At 60.8% G+C, this 22,354-nt stretch carries 19 protein-coding genes; 11 read left to right on the forward strand and 8 right to left on the reverse strand.

Annotation, left to right across the window (positions count from 1 at the left end; translation table 11 throughout):
- Positions 1–155: 155 nt before the first annotated feature.
- Positions 156–1,577, reverse strand: a complete 1,422-nt coding sequence (locus BS630_RS26405) for a S8 family serine peptidase (protein ID WP_245310503.1) — start codon at positions 1,575–1,577, stop codon at positions 156–158.
- Positions 1,578–1,696: 119 nt separating this feature from the next.
- Here BS630_RS26405 and BS630_RS26415 point away from each other — a divergent pair, with 119 nt between their 5' ends.
- The 3 genes from BS630_RS26415 to BS630_RS26425 all read left to right on the forward strand — a co-directional run bounded on the left by BS630_RS26415 (position 1,697) and on the right by BS630_RS26425 (position 3,755).
- Positions 1,697–2,239, forward strand: coding sequence for an RNA polymerase sigma factor (locus tag BS630_RS26415; protein WP_077979746.1), 543 nt, complete (start codon positions 1,697–1,699; stop codon positions 2,237–2,239).
- On the forward strand, positions 2,236–2,967 hold the full coding sequence (locus BS630_RS26420; protein WP_077979747.1) for an anti-sigma factor family protein: 732 nt from the start codon (positions 2,236–2,238) through the stop codon (positions 2,965–2,967). The genes BS630_RS26415 and BS630_RS26420 overlap by 4 nt, the downstream gene beginning before the upstream one ends.
- 71 nt (positions 2,968–3,038) lie before the next feature.
- Entirely contained in the window at positions 3,039–3,755 is a 717-nt protein-coding gene (locus tag BS630_RS26425) for a DUF6065 family protein (RefSeq protein WP_077979748.1), read from the forward strand.
- Between the two features lie 311 nt (positions 3,756–4,066).
- Here BS630_RS26425 and BS630_RS36755 read toward each other — a convergent pair whose 3' ends face one another.
- On the reverse strand, positions 4,067–4,282 hold the full coding sequence (locus BS630_RS36755; RefSeq protein WP_131641781.1) for a hypothetical protein: 216 nt from the start codon (positions 4,280–4,282) through the stop codon (positions 4,067–4,069).
- 66 nt (positions 4,283–4,348) lie between these two features.
- Between BS630_RS36755 and BS630_RS26435 the strand changes: the two genes are divergently transcribed.
- Both BS630_RS26435 and BS630_RS26440 read left to right on the forward strand, forming a co-directional pair.
- Positions 4,349–5,827: an SLC13 family permease gene (locus BS630_RS26435; RefSeq protein ID WP_245310505.1), complete on the forward strand. Its 1,479-nt coding sequence runs from the start codon at positions 4,349–4,351 to the stop codon at positions 5,825–5,827.
- Positions 5,828–5,973: 146 nt separating this feature from the next.
- Complete coding sequence (locus tag BS630_RS26440) at positions 5,974–7,155, forward strand: glycerate kinase family protein (RefSeq protein WP_077979750.1); 1,182 nt, start codon at positions 5,974–5,976, stop codon at positions 7,153–7,155.
- A gap of 42 nt (positions 7,156–7,197) precedes the next feature.
- Here the strand turns inward: BS630_RS26440 and repC are convergent, their stop codons facing one another.
- The 4 genes from repC to BS630_RS26465 all read right to left on the reverse strand — a co-directional run bounded on the left by repC (position 7,198) and on the right by BS630_RS26465 (position 11,966).
- On the reverse strand, positions 7,198–8,490 hold the full coding sequence (gene repC, locus BS630_RS26445; protein WP_077979751.1) for a plasmid replication protein RepC: 1,293 nt from the start codon (positions 8,488–8,490) through the stop codon (positions 7,198–7,200).
- 149 nt (positions 8,491–8,639) lie between these two features.
- Positions 8,640–9,692, reverse strand: coding sequence for a plasmid partitioning protein RepB (repB, locus tag BS630_RS26450; protein WP_077979752.1), 1,053 nt, complete (start codon positions 9,690–9,692; stop codon positions 8,640–8,642).
- Positions 9,693–9,734: 42 nt separating this feature from the next.
- Positions 9,735–10,949 carry a plasmid partitioning protein RepA gene (repA, locus tag BS630_RS26455; protein ID WP_077979753.1) on the reverse strand — a complete coding sequence of 405 codons (1,215 nt, stop codon included), beginning with the start codon at positions 10,947–10,949 and terminating at the stop codon, positions 9,735–9,737.
- Between the two features lie 558 nt (positions 10,950–11,507).
- Complete coding sequence (locus BS630_RS26465; RefSeq protein WP_077979755.1) at positions 11,508–11,966, reverse strand: helix-turn-helix domain-containing protein; 459 nt, start codon at positions 11,964–11,966, stop codon at positions 11,508–11,510.
- Between the two features lie 355 nt (positions 11,967–12,321).
- Here BS630_RS26465 and BS630_RS26470 point away from each other — a divergent pair, with 355 nt between their 5' ends.
- The 5 genes from BS630_RS26470 (at position 12,322) to BS630_RS26495 (ending at position 17,459) form a co-directional block, all read left to right on the forward strand.
- Positions 12,322–13,524 (forward strand): MFS transporter, encoded by a 1,203-nt coding sequence (locus BS630_RS26470; RefSeq protein WP_077979756.1) that lies wholly within the window; start codon positions 12,322–12,324, stop codon positions 13,522–13,524.
- A 208-nt stretch (positions 13,525–13,732) separates the two neighbouring features.
- Positions 13,733–14,293, forward strand: coding sequence for an FMN reductase (gene msuE / locus BS630_RS26475; protein ID WP_077979757.1), 561 nt, complete (start codon positions 13,733–13,735; stop codon positions 14,291–14,293).
- A gap of 244 nt (positions 14,294–14,537) precedes the next feature.
- The gene (locus BS630_RS26480; RefSeq protein WP_077979758.1) at positions 14,538–15,377 is read left to right on the forward strand and encodes a MetQ/NlpA family lipoprotein; all 840 of its coding nucleotides are present in this window, start codon (positions 14,538–14,540) and stop codon (positions 15,375–15,377) included.
- Positions 15,378–15,736: 359 nt separating this feature from the next.
- Entirely contained in the window at positions 15,737–16,825 is a 1,089-nt protein-coding gene (locus BS630_RS26490; protein ID WP_077979759.1) for a methionine ABC transporter ATP-binding protein, read from the forward strand.
- Entirely contained in the window at positions 16,806–17,459 is a 654-nt protein-coding gene (locus tag BS630_RS26495) for a methionine ABC transporter permease (RefSeq protein ID WP_077979760.1), read from the forward strand. Before BS630_RS26490 ends, BS630_RS26495 begins: the two co-directional genes overlap by 20 nt.
- Position 17,460: 1 nt before the next feature.
- Here the strand turns inward: BS630_RS26495 and BS630_RS26500 are convergent, their stop codons facing one another.
- A complete protein-coding gene (locus BS630_RS26500) occupies positions 17,461–18,816 on the reverse strand; it encodes an LLM class flavin-dependent oxidoreductase (protein ID WP_077979761.1) in 1,356 nt (451 codons plus the stop codon).
- Between the two features lie 223 nt (positions 18,817–19,039).
- On the opposite strand from BS630_RS26500, the gene scpA reads away from it, so the two are divergent.
- Positions 19,040–21,178, forward strand: coding sequence for a methylmalonyl-CoA mutase (scpA, locus tag BS630_RS26505; RefSeq protein WP_077979762.1), 2,139 nt, complete (start codon positions 19,040–19,042; stop codon positions 21,176–21,178).
- Between the two features lies 1 nt (position 21,179).
- On the opposite strand, the gene BS630_RS26510 is transcribed toward scpA, so the two are convergent.
- On the reverse strand, positions 21,180–22,340 hold the full coding sequence (locus tag BS630_RS26510) for a fumarylacetoacetate hydrolase family protein (protein WP_077979763.1): 1,161 nt from the start codon (positions 22,338–22,340) through the stop codon (positions 21,180–21,182).
- Positions 22,341–22,354: the final 14 nt, after the last annotated feature.

A 22,354-nucleotide genomic window follows, 5' to 3' on the forward strand; every position in this document is an offset into this window, starting at 1 on the left:
GCCTGCGGGGCTCTTCCGTCTCTCAAAATTTTCTCGGCCCTAACCCTCTGATCCGAAAGCCGGAAGCTGCCAACCAGAAACTATTTCGGCCTTTATTTCCGTTACACTCTGTTAACCATAATCGTTCGTCACCAGATCGTGAAGCGGCAGCTGGGTCACAACGCCGATGGCTTAGTGTCGCTTATGCTTTCACAAAGCCTGCTTGCGTTTAGAAGCCCCCACCCGAACACCGGGTCTTTCCCTGGCTTCCCAATGTCGTCGGTAAATTGCCTTATCTTTGCCTCCAGACTTTCGTGCGACATATCAGGATCGCCAGCAATCAGCACCGAGACCGCCGCCGTGATGAAGGGCGCAGCGAAGGATGTGCCGGTTTTTTGTCGGGCGCCGGAGATGGACGCCGCAGTCCAGACCCCCACGCCAGGAGCGGCAATGTCAATATAATCGCCACGCACGGCACGGCGATAAGGGTTGCGCCCCTTGTCAACTGCCGTCACGGCAATCACTTCGTCATAGGCCGCAGGGTAAACAGGCTTTGCGTTCGGGCCATCATTGCCGGCGGCGGCCACCAGGATCATCCTGCTTTCAGTCGCTGCTTTCACGGATTTTTCGAGCACCGCGTTCGCCGGGCCGGTCAAGCTCAGGTTGACGACCTTGACGTCGCGCTGAACGAGCATATCCAGCGCCCGCACGAGGTCGTAAATGTTGGCGATATCCGCAGATTTTCCAGAGCGCTGAAAGGCATCGACGGCGATGAGTTCCGCTCCAGGCAGGAGCCCGGGGACGCGGCTGTCCGATGCACCGATCAAAAGGGCAGCAACGGCAGTACCATGCTGCGCGCCCGATTTTGTCGCCTCCCCTTCGCTGAGGCGGATGACCTCCAACCGCGTATTCGTCAGGGTCACATGATCGATATTGATCGCCGTGTCGATGAGACCGATGCGGGGCGGCTTGGCACATCGGGTGATCTCACTGGTCGGCCACCCGACGATCTCGCGGACGAGTGCGCACCCTTCCCCCGAGCAGCCTGCCTTGTTCTCCGATTGCGGCTGGTAGAAATGGTTGAGATCGACCACGGCCGTCGCACTGCGGGCCACGACGGCAGCGCGCGCCGAATCGAGCGTCGTGCCTGCCGGCACGATGAGCCTCACCATTTCGCTGCCGATGAGCGAAACCTGGATGCGATCCTCAACGGCAAAGCCCTCCTGGGTCAATCCGGCAATCGCGTCTTCTTCAAGACCAATCGCGACGAGCTCGTTTTGCGCCTGTTCCGGCGTCGAGGCTGCGCGGCGCATGGGTGTACGACGCTCGTGGGATGGCCAGCGAAAGAGCGAGCGCAGATCATGGAAGCCGCCTCCGCCCCGATGGTATGCGGGATTGTCACGGTCTCCACCGCGGCCGTTATCGCCGCCACCACCACCACTGCCGCCGTCGTCGTCATCTCCATCATCGTCATCGGCAAGCGCAGCGGGCATGGTGAACCCGGCGTCACCCAACGGCAGGGGCAGAAGAGTAAGTACCCCGCCGATAGTTGCAGCAGCGAGGAGGCGCAACGACTTAATCTTGACTGTAAGCAGCATGGTCGGTCTCCTGCGGCAGTTTCCGATTGGATTCTCAGATCGAGAAGCCACTTTCGATCAAACTATCCCGAGAATACGTTTGACTCGACAGCTTATTCCCTCGCGTGCGAAAAAGCGAAATGACCAACGACACGCAGACAGTACCCGAACGGCTGGTTGCCTTCCTGCCGAACCTCAGGCGTTTTGCGATCTCGCTGTGCCGTTCCCGGGAATTGGCAGACGACCTTGTACAGATGGCCTGCGAGCGCGCTATCCTCGCAGCCGATAGCTTTGTACCCGGCAGCCGGTTCGATGCCTGGATGTTCCGCATTCTGCGCAATTTGTGGATCGACCACCTGCGCCGCCAGAAAACGGCCGGCCCCCAAGGAGATCTGGAGGATGCGCGCGATGTGTCGATTCCCTCCGGCGAGGCTGCATCGCTTGCGCGCATGGATCTGCTCGAAGTGACCGCCGCCCTCCAAAAGCTGCCGGCCGAACAGCGTGAAGTGCTGGTGCTTGTCTGCGTTGAGGAGTTCAGTTACCGCGATGCCGCCGAGGTTCTCGCTATCCCGATCGGCACGGTGATGAGCAGGCTTGCCCGCGCACGGAAAAATCTGATGGAGCTGACGGGAATAAGTTTTGACGAGAGACGTTCGCCCGATTCGAAAGGCGGCGTTCTATGAGCAAGAAAGATTTTGACGATGAAACATTGATGGCATTTGCCGATGGCGAACTGGACGAGACGCAAAGCCGCGCGCTGGAAGAGGCACTTGCTAGCAACGAGGCGCTCTGCGAACGCCTCGCCGTCTTCCTCGACAGCCGCCAGTTGGTGGGTGACGCGCTGAAACCCCTGATCGACGAGCCGGTGCCTGAGGCGTTGCTTGCTTCGGTCCACAGGATGGCGGATGAGGTACGGCACCAAAAGCCGCAGGATAACGTCGTTTCCTTCCGTCCAAAACAACAGCAGCAGACGATGCGGCGCTGGCTCGTGCCGGTCGCGGCAAGTCTTGTGGCGATCGTGACCGGCGTTGTCGGTTTTACGCTGGGCCGCATAAACCCGTCTGCATCGAATTCCGGCGCAGAGATCGCCGCTGTCCTCGACCGCGAGGTGTCTGGCCGGGACGTGACGCTGTCTTCCCCGGAAACCGTGCTGCATGTCGTCGCCTCATTCCGCGATGAACGCGGCGAACTCTGCCGCGAATATGAGCTGAAGCAACCGAAAAGCAGCACCCTCACCGTCGCTTGCCGGCAGAACGGCGTCTGGGCGACGCGGCTCGCACTAACATCTGCGAAAGCCGACGGATACGTCCCTGCCTCGTCACAGGAGACGATCGACGCCTATCTGGCCTCGATCCAGGCTGGGGCACCACTTTCGCCTGAGGAGGAACGAGAGGTTCTGGCCCCTGAATGAATATTTGCCATCATCGGGAATAAGTCCTTCCGGGCGCCGTTCATCCCGCATCGATTGACGGGAGAACCGCGATGACAATGGCCTTTTTGAATAAACCGCAGCCCGGATTGACATTTCTCTGCCGCAAGGAGGACGAGGGGGTTATCCCCGCTCCCGTGCGCGCCAAGACGGCGCTGCCCGACTGGTTCCGCAGGCTGCCTGCCGTCGATGAGGCGCATGTCTCATCCAACAACAGCGGCTTGACCGTGAAGCGTTGCATGCCCTTCCTCGACGCGATGGCGACGGGCTGGGTGATCGGGCTGGCGGCAAGCGTACGCATGGAAATCTCCGACAATGGCAAAACGGTCGATTGCGGTTGGGATTTCGACCGCACGCTCGTCAGCAACCATGCCAGCCATCAGGTTGCCGGCAATCCGCGCGAGCCGCTGCCGCCGTGCAAGTTCCACAATTATTGGACCATCCGTACGCCGCCCGGCTGGAGCTGCCTGTTCGTGCCGCCGCTCAATCGACCGAATGGCGTCTTCGAGGTCGTTGCCGGGGTCGTGGATACCGACACGTACCAGTCGGAAATCCACTTCCCGTTCTTCGCCACCGGTGAGGACGGCCTGCATATGCTGGAGCGCGGCACACCGATTGTCCAGGTCATTCCATTCCGCCGCGACGCATCCGACCTCGACGCCGACATCCGCACGGAAAACCCGGAGGAAGGCACCGTTCGCAAGACGATCCTGCGCAAGACACTCGCATCGGACGGCTGGTACCGCCGCTTCGCTCGCGCGCAGCGATAGTTTTTTGACACGGATTTCCGGTTCGCCGTCGCTGCCCATCGCAGCGGCGGTGCTTCCGCGTGTGTTGCGGATTCAAATTATCCTATTGAAAATATTTGTGTTTTTTGAGGAATAAACATCCCTCGCCGCCGTTTCTCCCTCGCAGCCAAGGAGGCTGTCACTCAAAGGAGAAACGTCATGAAGAAGTTCATCGCAATCCTGAGCGCGTTCCTGGTGGTCGGTGCCGCGGCACCCGCGCCCGCCATCGCCGATGACCCGGTCACACGCCTTTTGCAGAAGATGACGCAAAGCAACAAGGCGAGCCACGCCCGCTATAACCGCGACCGGGACGATGACCGGCGCAGCAGCTGGAGTTCGAACCGCAACTCCAACAGTTCGTCGAACTCCTCCCGGAATTCCAACTCGAATTCCAACTCGAATTCCAACTCGAATTCGAGCTCAAACAGCAGCTCCAATTCGTCGAGCAACTCCAACTCGAACAGTTCATCGAACTCTTCGAGCAATTCGAACTCGAATTCTTCCTCCAATTCCTCGTCAAATTCGTCCTCCGACGACGATTGAGGCTCAGTCTGAAACCCGAAAGGAGGGCGATCGTGGCCCTATATGCAATCGCCCCTCTGGACCCCCACGCCAACCGGCGTGGGGATCCCTCTATGGCAACCGAGCGCACCGTGCCGCTTGCCCGCGTCAAGCAGATCGTCGCGGCGATCGTGCTCGCCTTCAGCGCCATGCTGATCTTCCTGGCGATCGACGATCTCACCCTGAAGATGCGGCTGACACTCGCCGTCTTCGTCGCATCGATCACCGCCTGGACCATCCTCGACCTGCCGGACACGCCCGTGGCGCTCGCCGCCGCCGCTCTTCTGCCGGTCGCCGGCGCGATTGACGAGGATGTGCTTTACCGCTCGCTCGGCAATGATATCGTTTGGCTGATGCTGGCGGCCTTCGTTGTGGCCGGCGTGCTGCGTCAGGTCGGCGTAATCGAACAAATTATCCGTCGGCTGCTCGCCCGGTTCGCCACCGTGCGAGGCTTGTTCTGGGCGCTGACGCTCTTGATCTTCGCCACCGCCTTCATCATCCCCTCGACCTCGGCGCGCGCCGCCATGCTGGCACCGGTCTATCTTGGTCTCGCCACCGCGATCGGCAATACGCGGGTCAACCGGGCGCTCGCGCTGCTCTTTCCCTCGGTCATCCTGCTCTCCGCCGGCGCTTCGCTGATCGGCGCTGGTGCCCACCTCGTCGCGGCCGGGATGATGGAGCGCCTGCAGGAGAAAGGGCCCGATTTCCTGGGCTGGATGGCGCTTGCCGGACCCTTTTCGCTGCTATGCTCGCTGCTCGCCTGCGCCGTGCTGCTGCGTCTTTTTCTTACCCGCGAGGAGCGGGCGATAGCGATAGCCGAGCGCGACGCCGACGAGGCCCCGACCCCTTTGACACGCCAGCAATGGACCGTGCTCGCCGTGACCGGCGCGATGATCCTGCTCTTTGCAGCGCAGCCCATGCACGGCATCGGCATGCCGCTCATCGGCATCGCCGCTGCCCTGCTGTTGGCGAACCAAAAGGTCTCCGGCCTACCGCTGAAGGCGGCGCTCAAGAGCGTGGAATGGAACCTCCTGCTCTTCCTCGCCGGCACGCTCGTCATCGGCGAGGCGCTGTTGGAGACCGGCACCGCGAAAGTGCTGGCCGAGCGGATGGTCGACCTTGCCGGAAACAGCATCGCGGCATCGCCCGCACTCCTGGTCTTTTTCGCTGCCGTAGTCGCGACACTTTCCCACCTCGTCATCACCTCGCGCACGGCGCGGGCGACCATTCTCATACCTGCGCTTGCCCTGCCGGTCGCAGCCCTCGGTGTTGACCCGCTCAATCTCGTCATGGTCGTTACGTTGGCGAGCGGCTTTTGCCAAACGCTGATGGTCTCCGCCAAACCGGTAGCGCTATTCGGCGCGATAGATCCGCCCCCCTTCGGGCAGGCCGACCTGTTCCGGCTCGCCGGTTGGCTGATCGTGCCCTTCGTGGTGCTGCTGGTCATCTTCGCCACACTCGTCTGGCCGCTGCAGGACCTGCCGCTGTACTGAACAGTTCGGATAGACAAAAGGGAGAGACCGCTGCGTGCGGTCTTTTTTATTTAGTCGGCTAATTTATTTTTATAATGCTGGAATAGCCTCGGTCCTGTCCCGTTCCTCCCCTGTCACATCATTGTCATAGTAGAAAGGAACATCCCATGTCGTTCACGGTTCTCGTCGCGCCCTCCGGTTTCAAGGAAAGTCTGTCGGCAGATCAGGCAGCGGATTGCATCGAAAGTGGCGTTCTGCGCGCCTTTCCCGGCCTTGCCGTCATCAAAACGCCTATGGTCGATGGCGGCGAGGGTTTCACCAAAGCGCTCATCAAGGCGACCGGCGGTACACTTCACCAGCTGACGGTGAGCGGCCCGGTCAACGAGCCGGTCGAGGCGCATTTCGGGTTCCTCGGCGGCAGCGACGAGCCGACCGCCGTCATCGAGATGGCCGCGGCCGCCGGGCTCAGCCTCGTGCCGCGCGACCGGCGCAATCCCTGCGTGACGACGAGTTATGGCGTTGGCGAACTGGTGCGTGCAGCGCTCGACCGAGGTGCACGCCGCATCCTTCTCGGCTGTGGCGATAGCGGCATCAACGATGGCGGCGCCGGCATGGCCGAAGCGCTCGGCATCCGTCTCCTCGACCAGGAAGGCAATCGCCTGCCCCACGGTGGCGCAGCGCTTTCCCGCCTCGCCGCCATTGATATGAGCGGCCGAGATCCTCGTCTTGAAGGCGTGCGCATCGATGCTGCCGTCAACTGGCACAATGTCCTCCTCGGTGAACGCGGTGTTGCGCGCATTTTCGGGCCGCAGAAGGGCGCAACGCCGATGCAGGTGGAACTGCTTGCTGCTGCCATGGAGACGTATGCCACCGCGATTCGGTGCACGACGGGCATCGATGTCGGCATGGCGCCCGGATCCGGCGCCTCCGGCGGGCTTGGTGCCGCGATACTCGGCCTCCTGGGCGGCAGATTGCATCCGCGTTACGACATCGTCATGCAGTATCTGGAGCTCGACCGGTTTATCGCACAGGCCGATTTGGTCATCACCGCGGAGGGCAGCCTTGACGGGCAAACCCCATATGGAAAGGTGCCTGCCGAAGTGGCTGCACGGGCAAAAATTGCCGGAGTGCCCGTCATCGCACTCGCCGGCACCATTGGCAAAGGCGTACGCCTTAATTTCGAGCATGGCATTGATGCCTTTGCGTCGATCCTGAGCAGGCCCTGCTCGCTGGAAGACGCCATCTTCAGCGCCCCGAAACTACTCTCCCGAGCGGCAGAGGATGCAGTCCGCATGGTCATGGTGGGCATGAAGCTTGGGGGCACGCTGGCGCCAGGTGCCCGACCTTGAGCAAGGGTAAAGGGGACAAAGTCAGCTTCTGCAAGCACCAATTCATCCCGTCTTAGCTCTAATCGGCGAATTGCTGCGGGCAAGGGCCATCAACATTGGTCCGATGGCGAATTCGCCTTTCTCGGCGCGTCGCGTCAGGTCGCGCAGGTAACCGCCGGCGGAGTTGATGTGCCCTGCCCTTTCGAGAACGCAGGCCATGACGGTGGCCGCATTTTCAGGTCCCATGATTTCGCAGGCCTGCTCATACGCCGATGGGCTGACGCCGAGCATCGAGCGAACGACCACAGCCGCGGCCATCAGCTCGCGCCATGTGCCGACCGAGCCCTGCGGTCCATAGGCTGCGATTTCCGGGCAGGCCTGCAACACCAGCCCCAGTGGGAAGGATTTGAGCGCGGCGCTGGCAGTGGGGGCAGAACTTGCGGCCGGCACACGCCCGTTCTTCTCTTCATCTTTCTGTATTCGGACTGTCGGTTCGGCCCGGCCCCCCGATCGTTCGTCCGCCGTTGCGTCCTGCTTCATTTCGGAAGCCGGTTCAAGTTCAATAATGGATTGTGGATTTGAATTCTGTATGTGCCGCTCATAATGTTGGGCATTGCCGCTATGATTTCGAGTTTTAACCTGCATTTCCAACTGATTGGTGATTTCTTCGCGCAGCAGCTCCAATTCGTCGAGTGCGGCTGCAACCTGTTCGGCGGAAGGCGACCGTGGCAGCCGCTCGACGACATCGCGAAAATGCAGATGAACCCGGCTCCAATCGCCGGCGGCGCCCTCCTCCAATGCCATCTCGATGAGCTTGGCGACATCGCGCCGGCAAAGCGTCAGGCGTTCTCTGAGCCGCTGCAGGTGCAACCGTTCCGCAACCACCTCTGCCGCCAACCGCTCGATTTCCTCAGCACGCACCAGCAGCGGCGCCAGCGAAAAACCGAATGCCTCGCGGATCTCCCCACCCTGCTCCTTGCGGGCGTAGCGCTTGCCGTTCGGGCTGTCCTTGCGGATCAGCAGCCCGGCCTCGATGAGGGTCGCCAGGTGGCGACGGATCGTCTGCTCCGCCATTCCATGTGCGCGCAGCGAGAGCTGTGCATTGGAAGGGAACACCACGAGCCCGTTTTCCTCAGAGAGCTCCCCCTTGGGATGAAAGCTCAGCAAGGCGTTCAAGATAGCGAGCGCCCGGTCGGTGATGCCGAGCAGCGGCTTGGCCTCGCACAGGGCACGATAGAGTTTCCACTTGTCGATAGATTGGCCGGGCTCGATTTCTCGAGCAGCCGCCTGGCTTGCTAACATGCCAAGCGTCATCGGCCGCCGCCCGAAGGGCGTCGTCACATTTCCGCTTTCCATTTTCTTCGCCTTCTTCAAGGCAAAAGATCGCGGCTCACCAAATTCGGTGCCAAAGACTCTTGACTATGATTCGCGGAAATGTGATTCTCTGGGTGTCTAGATCAGAGAGGGCTTCCGCGACGGCAACGTTCGGGGGCCTTTTCTTTTGCTTATTGATCTCCGTTCTTGGTCAAACCCTGTGTCTTCTCGAACGCCTCGTAGAGACGATCCAGATTGCTGGCGATGTAGGCTCCAAAGGCAGACGCCTTCTCCGCCTTCAACGCGATGGTGAACTGTTTCCCGTCATCCTTGATCTTCGCCTTGACCGCGCCGTCCTTGCGCTGCCAGGCGTGAGCGGCGGGCTGAATTGCCGCTATGGATGAGGCCTGTTGTTGCCTCCTACTGATGAAGGCAACCAGCATATCGAAGCGGGCATCCGGCTCCGCCGTCCCGAATTCCCCCGATCTGGTGAACTCGATCGCTCGTGCGGCAATGTTTTCGGTCTCGAATTTCACTGACAGATCGTGCCACCGATCACGGCCGGTGGTCTTGGCCGCACCGATCGCGGTCAGGACTTCGGCCGGGATCCGCCTGGTGACGGACAGCATCTTGGAAACCGTCGTCTTGTCGGCGCTGAGCGCGGACATGATTGTTTCCCTGTCGAAGCCCAACGCGTCGAGCTTGTCGGCAAACATGGTCCTCTCGATGAAGGAGAGATCGGCGCGTGCCGAATTCTCCTGGCCCTGCGCAATGACATGGTCGCGATCGTCGAGTTTCTTGACCACGGCACGGACAGGTCGGCCGAGTTCCTTGGCGGCCCGGGCGCGACGGTGGCCGAAGGCGATCTGATATCGGCCGTCCTTCTCAGGATGCGGCCGGACGAGGATCGGCGAATCCTGACCGCGCAACCGGATCGCCTCGACCAATTCGCGAAACTGTTCGTCGGTATGCGCCAGCCGGTCCGTTACGAAGGAATCTTCGATCAGGGCAGGGTCGAGATCAATCACCGTCTCACCGGTCGCCAGCTTTTCCTCGATCGCTTTGGCCGCATCGGCCTTGGCAGCCAGCGCATCGATACTGCGCGTCACGGCACCGAGAGCGCCGATTCCCTTATAGGTAATCTGCTGCTTCTCGTCCCTGTGGAGTGGTTCGTCCTGATCGTTTACCGCAGTAAACTTCTTGGAATCGTCCATCAGGCCCGAAAGGAGATTCTTACGCGCCATCAGCCAGCTCCTCGTCCCAGTTTACCGCAGTAAACTTCTCGGTCATTTCCGCCCCCATGCCTTGTGGATGAGATCGGCGATCTCGGTATTGACGGAATCCATCGCCTCCATGGCGCGGTCATAGGTCGCGCGGGTAAACTGGTTCCGCTCGACTTCGTAAAGCGTCTGATTGGTCATCGCCGCATCGGAGATCGCGACGCTGCGCAACATCGGATTGGTGAGCACGTGGTACTTGAACATCGAACGCATGAAGGCGACCATTTGCGTCTGCGGCCCGTCCTGCGGATCGTAACGGGTGACGAGATAACGCAGCCAGTCGAGGTTCATGTTGCCGCCGGCACCTTTCAGTGTGTTGAGCACCTCGCCGAGCATCTGCAGAAATTGGCACATCGACATCACGTCGAGCATCTGAGGATGAACGGTGATCAGAACTGCTGTTGCGCCGCAAATGGCGCTCATGGTCAAGAAGCCGAGCTGGGGAGGGCAGTCGATGATGACCACGTCGTAATCGTCGGCGACTGAGGACAGCGCCTCGTCCAGCCGCGCGAAGAAGACGCGTCCATAGTCACCCGCCTTGCCCTGAGCAAGGACGCGCGGCGTATCGTGCTCGAATTCCATCAGTTCGAGATTGCCCGGCACCAGATGAAGGTTCGGGAAATTCGTCCGACGGATGATCTCTCTCAGCGGCCGCCGCTGATCGTCATAACGAATGGCGGCGTAGAGCGTCTCATTTTCGTTGACGTCGAACTCCGGTTGAAAACCGTGGATGGCGGAGAGAGAGGCCTGCGGATCGAGGTCGACGGCAAGGACACGGTGACCCGTCAGGGCAAGATGCTGGGCAAGGTGTGCCGCACTCGTCGTCTTGCCGCTGCCCCCTTTGAAGTTGACGACGGCAACGACCTGCAGATGTTCGTTGTCGCGGCGATGACGCATATAATGCGTCCCGGCGCGGGCATTGTGCTCCAGGAAGCTCCGCATCTCTTCCATCTGCTCCGCCGTATAGGATCGACGGCCCGACGGCGTGACCTGGGGAAGGGCGCCTTTGCCCTCCAGCGACAGGTTGCGAAGATAGCCGCTGGTGACACCGAGGAAACGCGCCGCCTCGGCAAGCTGAAATTCCCTCAGACCCTTCAATGCACGCGGCGGAAACATCTCGAGCCGATGCTGCTTCAGCTTGTCGGACAGTTCCTGCGCCTGACCAATAATCAGCTGGTCGACATCAGAAATTGCTTTTTCTATCTGCGGTGCCATATTCATGGAAATCTCGAAAATGCGATTTAAAAGCCCCGGGCGCTGTGAAACCGCATTTAGCGCCGATTCTGGAGGGGTGGCAAGGCAAATAGGGTTAACAAGACCTTACCGTGAGGTTGTCCAATCTTTTTCAAAGGCTTGAACATGCCGCCCGGGCGGCCGCTGTCGGAGCAGCAATCGCGCATTCGCCAGCCGAATCGCAAGAGCAAGGCCGCGCAACCGGCATCATAGCCGATTGGATACTTCGGAAGCGAGATATCGAGCGTGCACAGCTCTTTGAAGTACGCCCGCAATGGGCAAAGCACCTGGACGGTCGGTGGCTGTTCAGGCCGCGTGGCGGAGAGCCGTCTTGATTGCTTGCCTGGGGGAGGGACACGCCGCTCCCGCCGAGGTTCTGCAACAGTGCGCCCAGCGCAAGATCCAGGCGATAGGCCGAGAATTCAGCGCCCAGCTCGGCGCCGTCCCCAGATAACGATCCAGCAAATGCAAATCGCAAGCAGACCCTTTCGGGAAATGCCACTGATTGTCCGGTCGGCCTGCCAGGCGCAACGCTGCGTTACCCGCCTATTCTCCGAGCGGAAGGATGATATCCGCTGCGGAGGCTCCCGATGTCAGACCGCGACTTTCCGCCTGCGCCATCGCCTTCACCAGCGCGATGACCGTTTCGCGGATATTGCTGTCGGCGATCTTCAGAAAGGCGCGATTGAGTACCAATCCCTCTTTCGTTCGCAGGAATTCGGCGACCGGATCCATATTCGCGGATAGATCCAGCCCTTGCAGCGTCAACGGCTCGGAATTCTCCTGTTCGAAGAAGAAGCTCGGCGACGTGTGCAGCACCTCGGCGATCCGCTGCAGCCGGCTCGCGCCGATGCGGTTGATGCCCTTCTCGTATTTTTGAACCTGCTGAAAGGTCACGCCGATCTGCTCGGCAAGCCGTTCCTGGCTCATCCCGAGCAACTGCCGGCGCATTCTGATGCGCGCCCCGACATAGCTGTCTATTGCATTCGCTGTCTTGACATTCATCACGTGTGTTCAGCCTCGATCGCATTTTCAATCGGCGCAGCTGTAGTATCACCCGCATGGCTTTTCCATGGTTGTTTTCATACAGCACAGCGGATATGCGACGATCGCGGCCGACTGTGATATGAAAGCCCCCGTCCAACGACGTGAAATCACGCAGAAATCACTCGGCGGCAGCGCAAATCGAGCAAAAGCCGTACCAATACGGATAAAACTGGGCTGTAATTGCGTTTCGGCTTACGCTAAATGCAATTCAGCGACCGTCGCACGAGAGTCTTCCCAGCCCCGATCGCCCGAAAATCCATCGAATAAAGCGACATCGCACGGCACCGGCCGTGCCTGTGCAGGAGAAGTATTGATGGCAACCGTTGCCGAGGGCGCGCCCCGTTTCGAAAAAACAACGATGTCTATCCTCGTGGCGGTCAGCTTCTGCCACATGCTGAACGACATCATGCAATCGCTACTCGCCTCTCTCTATCCGCTGTTCAAGGCGAACTACGATCTCGATTTCGTGCAGATCGGTCTCCTCACCATGACTTTCCAGGTCACGGCTTCGCTGCTGCAGCCGCTGGTCGGCATCGTCACCGACCGCTGGCCAATGCCCTATTCGCTGCCGGTTGGTATGGCGAGTACCTTTTGCGGCCTCATTCTGCTCGGCAACGCCGGCAGCTTCGAACTGCTGCTGGTTGCCGCCAGCTTGATCGGCTTCGGCTCGGCGGTCTTCCATCCGGAATCTTCGCGCGTTGCCCGTCTTGCCTCCGGCGGTCGCCACGGTTTCGCGCAATCCTTCTTCCAGGTCGGTGGCAATGCCGGCCAGGCGATCGGTCCGCTGCTTGCCGCCTTTATCGTGCTGCCGCTCGGCCAGCACAGCGTCTCCTGGTTCGCCGCCATCGCCATGGTCGGCATGATCGTGCTGAGCTGGGTCGGCAACTGGTACATGAGCCACAGGCGCCAGAATGCCAGCAAGCCGGCAATAAGCCGGACCCTGCCGCTGCCGCAGAACCGGGTCATCGGGGCGTTGCTGATTCTTGTGCTGCTGACGGCAACGAAAAATGTCTACATGGCCAGCGTGTCGAGCTACTTCACCTTCTATGTCATCGACAAGTTTGCCCTCAGCGTGCAGCAGGCGCAGCTGATGCTCTTCCTGTTCCTCGGCTCGGTCGCCGTCGGCACCTTCCTCGGTGGACCGATCGGTGACCGCTTCGGCGCCCGTTTCGTCATCTGGTTCTCGATCCTCGGCGTCATTCCCTTCGCGCTCTTGCTTCCCTATGCGAACCTTTTCTGGACGGGCATACTCAGCGTCGTCATCGGCCTGGTCTTCGCTTCGGCCTTCTCGGCAATCGTCGTCTTCGCGCAGGAACTGGTGCCCGGGCGCGTCGGGCTGATTGCCGGGGTCTTCTTCGGCTTCGCATTCGGGGCAGGGGGGCTTGGTGCAGCGCTACTCGGCAGTTTCGCCGATACCCACGGCATCGATTTCGTCTACCGGATCTGCTCCTACCTGCCGCTGCTCGGTCTCCTGACGGTCTTCCTGCCGCGTATTCCCAAGCAGAAACCAGTCTGAGGCGACACCGCTTACGGACAATCGATCGAGCCGGAATGTCACCAACACTCCGGCCCGATTTCGCACATCGCCGTCGCCCATAGGCCCGAACGTATTTTTCTCCTCCTATGAGGAAGAGGGATCACCATTCCTTTAATCCACTATTTTTATAGATAATATTCGTGAGAATAATGACGTCGGTCTCGGCACGATATTGGAAGGAAATGGCATGTCTGCTCACAAACTGGTCGGCCTTGCAGGTAGTTTCAACCGCCCCTCGAAGACCTTTGCGCTTGTCGAAAACATTGCCGGTCTCGCCGGGGAGAACTACGGCTTCGACAACACCATCTATGACCTGGCCGATGTCGGCCCCTCGCTTGGGCAGGCGCTGCGCCGTGACGACCTCGACAGTCGCGCCAGGGAAGTTATCGACGACATCGTCAATGCCGATGTCCTGGTCATCGGAGTGCCAACTTACAAAGGCAGCTATCCCGGCCTCTTCAAGCATCTGATCGACCTGATCGACCCGCATGAACTGCGCGCCAAGCCAATCATCATCACTGCGACCGGCGGCGGCGACCGCCATGCGCTGATGGTCGAGCACCAGCTCCGCCCGCTCTTCGGTTTTTTCATGTCGCACACGCTGCCCACAGCGGTTTACGCGTCCGACCGCGACTTCACCGATTACCGTGTCTCGTCCGATCCACTTTCCAAGCGGATCGGCGAAGTCATCGGCGAGCTCAAGACGTTCTTTCCTGCGCGAAGTCGCGCCCTGATTGCTGCCGAATGAGGAATGCCGGAATGGGCTTGAGACGGCGCCGAGGAGGCGCCGTTTTCATTTTTGGAGCATGCTCTCGAGCCGCAATTAATCCATAAATTTGGTGGAAATTTATCCTGCCGATATCGATGGCAGGGCAAGAGTTTTTCCGGCCCTTCCTCCACATCAGACATTCGTGCTTCGCTCCCGACCCGCGCATTTGCCATGATCGGCCTGCTCGGGGCGTTCGGCCTCATTCAGTCAGGCGGGATATACAATGACCAAGAACAAAAATCTTCACGGCTTCCACCTTTCGCGCCGGGCGGCTCTTGCCGCCGTCGCCGTTTCGGTGGCCGCAGTCTTTTCCTTTGCCGCTCCCGCTCCTTCCCATGCCGAGGATAAGTCGATCAAGGTCGGCATCATGGCCGGCGAGGAGGAGGATATCTGGCGCGTGGTCGCGAGCGAGGCGGGCAAGGAGGGTCTCAAGATCGAGACCGTCATCTTCAACGACTACACCCAGCCGAATGAAGCGCTGGAGCGCGGCGAAATCGATGCCAACGCCTTCCAGCACCAGCCCTATCTCGACAACCAGATCCAGCAGCACGGCTATCACATCGTTCGCGTCGGTTATACCGGGGTCTGGCCGATCGGCCTTTACAGCAAGAAATACAAGTCCGTCGCAGAGATCCCGGAAGGTGCCGTCATCGGCGTGCCGAACGATCCCTCGAACGAAGGCCGTGCGTTGCGCGTTCTCCAGAGCGAAGGCCTGATCAAACTGAAGGAGGGCGCCGGTATTCTCGCGACCGTCGCCGACGTCACCGACAATCCGAAAAAGATCGAGATCAAGGAACTAGACGCCGGCATCGTCGGCCGTTCGATCGACGATCTGGATGCCGGTATCGTCAACACCGACTGGGCGCTGAAGAGCGGTCTTTCGCCAGCTGAACGCATTGCCCAGGAACCGGTCGCCGACAATCCGTACCGCAACTTCATCGCCGTCAAGGACGACAACAAGGATGCCGAATGGGTCAAGACGCTTGTGTCTTCTTATCAGAACGACACCGTCAAGGCCGAATTCGACAAGGTCTACAAGGGCACGGGTCTCAGCGCCTATTGATCAGAGGCAGGGCTGGGGTTAGAGCCTTTCCGGGTTAGATTGAAGCATTCTGTTGGCTCGAACGGAGTCGGATGGTCGACCGGCCGGCGCGCGTCGTAGCCCAGCTCTACGGCCAAGCCGGCCGGTCGATCAGCCGGTCCGTTTTAGCCAACCCGAAGGGCCGGGCATCTTTGCGCCAGGGCAAAGGCGATCGGCTCGGACGTACCAAGGGGTATGTCCATCGCCAATCGCCTTTGCCCTGACGAAAACCTGCTCCGGCAGAATGCTTCAATCTAACCCGGAAAGGCTCTAAGGCCTGCCGAGAGGCGGTCCGGGCGTTCTCTGCCCGGACCGCCTTCAGTATTTGTAAGGAAAAACACATGAATTCCCTTGTTTCCACCACGGCGATCGAGGCACAGTCGCAAGCGGCGGCTTCCGAAGAGGTGGTGAGACTGACCGACGTGAAACGGCGGTTCGGAGCCACTGCAGCCCTCGACGGTATTTCGCTGACGGTGAGGAGAGGCGAGATTCTCGGCATCATCGGCCGCAGCGGCGCCGGCAAATCGACGCTGATCCGCTGCCTGAACGGCCTGGAGCGCGCCGATAGCGGCGAGATCCTTATCGAAGGCCGAGACATCACCGGACTTTCAGAACAGGAATTGCAGCGGCTGCGCCGCCGCATCGGCATGATCTTCCAGCATTTCAATCTGCTTTCTGCCAAAACAGTCGAGGAAAACGTCGCGCTGCCTCTGAAGATCGAGGGTCTTGCAAAGAACGAGCGCCTGAGGCGGGCGCATGAGCTGCTCGAACTCGTCGGCCTTGCAGACAAGGCGAAGGCTTATCCCGCGTCGCTGTCCGGCGGCCAGAAGCAACGCGTCGGCATCGCCCGGGCGCTGGCGGCACGCCCGGCACTGCTGTTGTCCGACGAGGCAACATCGGCGCTCGATCCAGAAACGACCCGGTCGATCCTGGCATTGCTGAAGGACATCAATCGTAAGCTCGGACTGACCATTCTGCTGATCACCCACGAGATGGAAGTGGTACGCGGCATTGCCGATCGCGTCGCGGTCATCGATGCCGGGCGGATCGTCGAGGAGGGGCAGGTCTGGTCGGTCTTCGCCAATCCGCAGGCTGAAATCACCGGGAGCCTGCTTGGCGGCATCCGTCCGCAGCTTCCTGAGCATATCGCCGGCCGGCTGTCGGCGACGGCGGGCAGCGAAGCGATCCTCAGCGTCGATCTCGCCGGGCCACAGGCGCAGGGCGCGCTATTTGCCGAACTCTCGGCAGCATTGCCGCATTCCTTCCGCCTCGTCCATGGCGGCATCGACCATATCCAGAACCAGCCGGTGGCGCGGTTCTTCATCGCCGTTCCCGCGCGCGACCCCGCGCTTGCCGGAAAGGTTGAACAATTCCTGACGGCCCGGTCCGCCCGGGTGGAGGTGCTTGGTTATGACACCGATCATGCTTGAACTGCTTATTCGCTCCCTTTGGGAGACAGTCCTGATGACCCTCGCCTCGGGATTGATCTCGCTCGTCGCCGGCCTGCCACTCGGCCTTGCCTTGGTTGCGACGGCGCGCGGCGGCATCGCCGAAAACCTCTGGATCAATCGCGTGCTAGGCGCAGTCATCAACGGCTTTCGCTCGGTGCCTTTCATCATCCTGCTGGTGGCGCTGATCCCACTGACGCGGCTGATCGTCGGCACCGCGCTCGGCACCTGGGCGGCCATCGTGCCGCTCGCCATCGCTGCAACGCCCTACTACGCCCGTATCGCCGAAGTATCGCTGCGCGAGGTCGACCGCGGGTTAATCGACGCCGTGCGCGCCATAGGCGGCAACCGCTGGACGATCATTCGCGAGGTGCTGGTGCCTGAAGCGCTGCCAGGCATCGTCGCCGGTTTCACCGTCACGCTGGTAACGCTGATCGGCGCCTCGGCCATGGCCGGCGCGATCGGCGCCGGCGGCCTCGGCGACCTCGCCATCCGCTATGGCTATCAGCGTTTCGAAACCAGTGTGATGATCGCGGTGGTGGCCGTCCTCATCGTGCTCGTCTGCGGTATCCAGTGGCTTGGCGACCGGCTGGTCGCCGGGCTGGACCACCGATAAATCAGCGCCGGAACTGGGCGGCGGGATGAGCAGCGGGCAACCTGCCGTTCCCGCCGAAAAGCTTCTGCCGCAACGGTCCGGCAGCATAATCCGCCTTGAAGACGCCGCGCTCTTGCAGCACCGGCACGACCAGATCGACGAAATCGCGCAGGCTTTCCGGCGCCACTGTCCGCGCCAGATTGAAGCCGTCGATATCACCCTCTTCGATCCATGTCGCGAGATGATCGGCGATCTGTTCCGGCGAGCCGACCACCGGTTTCATCCGGCTGCCGAGTATCATCTGGTCGATGATGTCACGCAGCGTTACCGGCTTTGGCGCCTGTTGCGTAATGGCCGCAAGTGCGGATTGATTGGCGTTGGTCGAGCTCTGGTCGATGACGTCGTCCAATCCATATTTCGAAAAATCGACGCCTGTCGAAGCGGAATAATGCGCAAGCGAGGCCTCGACGCTCGCATGGCTGCGGTACTCCTCCAGCTTCTCCTGGGCTTCCTTGTTCGTTCGACCGACGACAACAGTGATCAGGCTCAGGATCTTCAATGCGTCGACGCCGCGGCCGAATTCCTCCGCCTTCGCCCGCAGCGCATCGACGGTCGGCCTCGCCGCCTTGGGATTTGGCCCGGCAATGAAGACGCATTCGGCGTGGCGGGCGGCGAAATCCTGGCCGCGTGCCGAGGCGCCGGCCTGGAAGAGCAGGGGCGTGCGCTGCGGCGAGGGTTCTGAGAGATGGATGCCTTCCATCCGGTAATATTTGCCGTCGTGACGGACAGAGCGCACTTTGGAGGGATCTGCATAGACGCCGCCCGCCTTGTCGCGCACCACCGCATCGTCGTCCCAACTGCCTTCCCAGAGCTTGTAGAGAATTTCGAGATATTCTTCGGCTGCGTCGTAACGCGCATCATGTTCCGGCAGCTTGTCAAAACCCATGCTGCGAGCCGCACTGTCGAGATAACCGGTGACGATGTTCCAGCCGATCCGTCCCTTGGTCAGGTGGTCGAGCGTCGACATGCGCCGCGCCAGCAGGAAGGGCGGCTCATAGGTGGTGTTGACGGTCACGCCGAAACCCAGATGTTTCGTGACATAGGCCATCGCCGAAATCGGGATCATCGGATCATTGACCGGGATCTGCGCACCCGTCTCGATCACCGGCGACGGGCTACCCCTGTAGACGTCATAGACACCGACGATGTCAGCCAGGAAGATGCCGTCCAGCTTGCCGCGTTCGGCGGTCTTGGCAAACTCCGTCCAGTAGTCGAGATCGGTATAATGCGCTGAGCGGTCGCGCGGATGCGTCCACAGACCGTGGTTGATGTGCCCGACGCAGTTCATGTCGAAGGCATAGATCTGCATGGTCTTCATCAGGCGGTTCCCAAAGCCGGCAATAGGAATCAAGGATTTGCCGCATTAATTATCCAAGAGCATGATGCCGAAAAGTGTTCGGACGACATCATGCTCTAACTATATAATGTAGAACAGGATTCAGATTTTAGCCGGCTCGGCCTAAAATCATCCTCTTCGGGCTCTATCGCACGATGAGCCTGTGAAATGGTAGGGTGGGGATGAAAAAAGCCGGAGGAACCGCATGACGAAGAAGACGCTGTCGGATTGGGCGGAGCTTGCTCAAAAGGAACTGCGTACCTCGCCCGAAACGCTGACCTGGCAGACGCCGGAAGGCATTGCCGTCAAGCCGCTCTATACGGCCGAGGATATTGATGGCGCCGGGCACCTTGGTTCGCTTCCCGGCTTTTCACCTTTCACCCGCGGCCCGCGCGCGACGATGTATGCCGGCCGGCCTTGGACGATCCGCCAATATGCCGGCTTCTCGACGGCAGAGGAATCGAACGCCTTTTATCGCCGCAATCTCGCCGCCGGCCAGAAGGGCCTGTCGGTCGCCTTCGATCTTGCCACCCACCGCGGTTATGACAGCGATCATCCGCGCGTCGAGGGTGATGTCGGCAAGGCGGGTGTGGCAATCGACAGCGTCGAGGACATGAAGATCCTGTTCGACGGCATTCCACTCGGCGAAATGTCGGTGTCGATGACCATGAACGGCGCCGTCATCCCGATCCTCGCCTCCTTCATCGTGGCAGGCGAGGAGCAGGGCATTCCACGAGCCGACCTTTCGGGGACCATCCAAAACGACATCCTCAAGGAGTTCATGGTCCGCAACACCTATATCTATCCGCCGGAACCCTCGATGCGGATCGTTGCCGACATCATCGAATATACGGCCAGGGAGATGCCGAAATTCAACTCGATCTCGATCTCTGGCTATCACATGCAAGAGGCCGGCGCGACGCTGGTGCAGGAACTTGCCTTCACGCTGGCCGACGGTCGCGAATATGTCAGGGCGGCGATCGCCAAGGGCCTCAATGTCGATGATTTCGCCGGCAGGCTCTCCTTCTTCTTCGCGATCGGCATGAACTTCTTCATGGAGGCGGCAAAGCTTCGCGCCGCCCGCCTGCTATGGACCCGCATCATGGAGGAGTTCCAGCCGAAGAAGGCTTCCTCGCTGATGCTGCGCACCCATTGCCAGACCTCCGGCGTCTCGTTGCAGGAACAAGATCCTTATAACAACATCATCCGCACCGCTTTCGAGGCGATGTCGGCCGTGCTCGGCGGCACGCAGTCGCTGCATACCAACTCCTTCGACGAGGCAATCGCCCTACCGACGGAATTTTCCGCCCGCATCGCCCGCAACACGCAGCTGATCCTGAGCCACGAAACTGGCGTCACCAAGGTGGTCGATCCGCTGGCAGGCTCCTATTACGTCGAGAGCCTGACGAAGGAGCTTGCTGACAAAGCCTGGGCGCTGATCGAGGAGGTGGAAGCGCTCGGCGGCATGACGAAGGCCGTCAATGACGGCCTGCCGAAACGATTGATCGAGGAAGCGGCCGCGCGCCGCCAAGCAGCCGTTGACAAGGGCGAGGAGGTCATAGTCGGCGTCAACCGCTACAGGCTCGAAAACGAGCAGCCGATCGACATTCTGGAGATCGACAACAGCGCGGTGCGCAAAGCGCAAATCAGACGTATCGAGGAAACCAAGCGGCGGCGCGATGGCGGAACCGTGCGCGAGACGCTGGCGGCCCTGGCCGAGATCGCACAGAGCGACAAGGGCAACCTGCTGGAAGCCGCCATTGAGGCCGCGCGGGCCCGCGCCACGGTCGGCGAGATATCGGATGCGATGCGCGATGCCTTCGGCGATCATGCCGCCACGCCTGTGGTGATCAAGGGCGTCTATGGCCAAGCGTATGAAAATGAGCCGGAACTCGCCGTGCTCAGGACCCGCATGATGGAAGTGACGGAAGCCATGGGGCACCGGCCGAAGATCATGGTCGCCAAGCTCGGTCAGGACGGACACGACCGAGGCGCCAAGGTGATCGCCTCGGCCTTCGGCGATATCGGCTTCGATGTGCTCGCCGGTCCCCTCTTCCAGACACCGGAGGAAGCCGCCGGCGTCGCACTCAGCGAAAAGGTCAACGTCGTCGGCGTCTCGTCATTGGCGGCCGGCCACAGGACGCTGCTGCCGCAGCTGATCGACAGGCTGAGGGAACAGGGCGGTGGTGATATCATCGTCGTCTGCGGCGGTGTCATCCCCCGGCAGGACTATGAATTCCTGCATGAACACGGCGTTGCAGCGGTATTCGGCCCGGGGACAAACGTTCTCGAGGCGGCAAACTCCGTTCTCGATCTGCTGCAGGGCAGGCGGCGGAATCAGTAATTTAGAGAAGACCGCGCTTCGCCAGATTGCTCATCAGCGCCGAAATGCCGAAGGTCCAGGGCGGGCATTCGGTGGAAAGGCGCACGGTGTTGACGAGCGCGCCGAGGCCTGCCGAGGAAATCTCGACGACATCGCCAATCTTGTGGGTGAAGCCTTGCTTCGGCGCGTCGCGGTCCTGCGTCGGCGCAAACAGCGTGCCTAGGAAAAGCATGAAACCGTCAGGATATTGATGATGGGCGCCGACCGTCTGCTTGACGAGATCGGTCGGGTCGCGGCTGATGTGTGACATCGAACTCTTGCCATGCAGCACGAAACCGTCCTGGCCGGTGACTTTCAGGTCGAGTTCCGCCTTGCGGACGTCATCGAGGCTGTAATCGGCATCGAACAGGCGGATGAAAGGACCGATCGAGCAGGAGGCGTTGTTATCCTTGGCCTTGCCGAGCAGCAGCGCCGAGCGGCCCTCGACGTCGCGCAGGTTGACGTCGTTGCCGAGCGTCGCACCCTTGATTTCGCCGCGGCTGTTGACCGCGAGCACGATTTCCGGCTCGGGATTGTTCCAGGTCGAGATCGGATGCAGGCCGACATCCGCACCCCAGCCGACGGAGGAAAGCACCGGCGCCTTGGTGAAGACTTCGGCATCCGGCCCGATACCGACCTCGAGATATTGCGACCACATGCCTTCGTCGATCAGTGCCTGCTTGACCTTGGCGGCCTCCGGCGAGCCGGCCTTCAGATTGGTGAGGCTGCCGCCGATCAGCGTGCTGACGCGCTCGCGGATCGAGGCGGCACGCTCCGGACTGCCGGCCGCCTTCTCCTCGATGACGCGCTCGATCATCGACTGCGCAAAGGTGACGCCGCAGGCTTTAACTGCCTGAAGGTCGACGGGCGCGAGGAGATAGGGACGCGCTTCATCCGGAGCTCCGGTACTGTTGGCGGCGATGTCCGCCAGCGAGCCAACCGCCTTGCCACTTGCTGCAGGGACGAGGGTGGCGGCATCCTGCCGCTCGAGCAGGGCGCTCAGCGTCGGCGCCTCGCGCGACGTGATGTCGACCAGCATACCCTCGCGTAACATCACAATGCTCGGTCCCTGCACTTCGGGATTCCAGATGCGACCGACAAAAAGACCATCCGAAGCGGCGACATCGAGCAGAGGTTGAGACATGGTGATCTTCCGTC

Source organism: Rhizobium laguerreae (assembly GCF_002008165.1).
Classification (GTDB): Bacteria; Pseudomonadota; Alphaproteobacteria; order Rhizobiales; family Rhizobiaceae; genus Rhizobium; species Rhizobium laguerreae.

Coding starts and splice junctions, on each gene's coding strand:
- BS630_RS26405 (WP_245310503.1), bottom strand. CDS start 1,577: ATGCTGCTTACAGTCAAGATTAAGTCGTTGCGCCTCCTCGCTGCTGCA.
- BS630_RS26415 (WP_077979746.1), top strand. CDS start 1,697: ATGACCAACGACACGCAGACAGTACCCGAACGGCTGGTTGCCTTCCTG.
- BS630_RS26420 (WP_077979747.1), top strand. CDS start 2,236: ATGAGCAAGAAAGATTTTGACGATGAAACATTGATGGCATTTGCCGAT.
- BS630_RS26425 (WP_077979748.1), top strand. CDS start 3,039: ATGACAATGGCCTTTTTGAATAAACCGCAGCCCGGATTGACATTTCTC.
- BS630_RS26440 (WP_077979750.1), top strand. CDS start 5,974: ATGTCGTTCACGGTTCTCGTCGCGCCCTCCGGTTTCAAGGAAAGTCTG.
- repC (WP_077979751.1), bottom strand. CDS start 8,490: ATGGAAAGCGGAAATGTGACGACGCCCTTCGGGCGGCGGCCGATGACG.
- repB (WP_077979752.1), bottom strand. CDS start 9,692: ATGGCGCGTAAGAATCTCCTTTCGGGCCTGATGGACGATTCCAAGAAG.
- repA (WP_077979753.1), bottom strand. CDS start 10,949: ATGAATATGGCACCGCAGATAGAAAAAGCAATTTCTGATGTCGACCAG.
- BS630_RS26465 (WP_077979755.1), bottom strand. CDS start 11,966: ATGAATGTCAAGACAGCGAATGCAATAGACAGCTATGTCGGGGCGCGC.
- BS630_RS26470 (WP_077979756.1), top strand. CDS start 12,322: ATGGCAACCGTTGCCGAGGGCGCGCCCCGTTTCGAAAAAACAACGATG.
- msuE (WP_077979757.1), top strand. CDS start 13,733: ATGTCTGCTCACAAACTGGTCGGCCTTGCAGGTAGTTTCAACCGCCCC.
- BS630_RS26480 (WP_077979758.1), top strand. CDS start 14,538: ATGACCAAGAACAAAAATCTTCACGGCTTCCACCTTTCGCGCCGGGCG.
- BS630_RS26490 (WP_077979759.1), top strand. CDS start 15,737: ATGAATTCCCTTGTTTCCACCACGGCGATCGAGGCACAGTCGCAAGCG.
- BS630_RS26495 (WP_077979760.1), top strand. CDS start 16,806: ATGACACCGATCATGCTTGAACTGCTTATTCGCTCCCTTTGGGAGACA.
- BS630_RS26500 (WP_077979761.1), bottom strand. CDS start 18,816: ATGAAGACCATGCAGATCTATGCCTTCGACATGAACTGCGTCGGGCAC.
- scpA (WP_077979762.1), top strand. CDS start 19,040: ATGACGAAGAAGACGCTGTCGGATTGGGCGGAGCTTGCTCAAAAGGAA.
- BS630_RS26510 (WP_077979763.1), bottom strand. CDS start 22,340: ATGTCTCAACCTCTGCTCGATGTCGCCGCTTCGGATGGTCTTTTTGTC.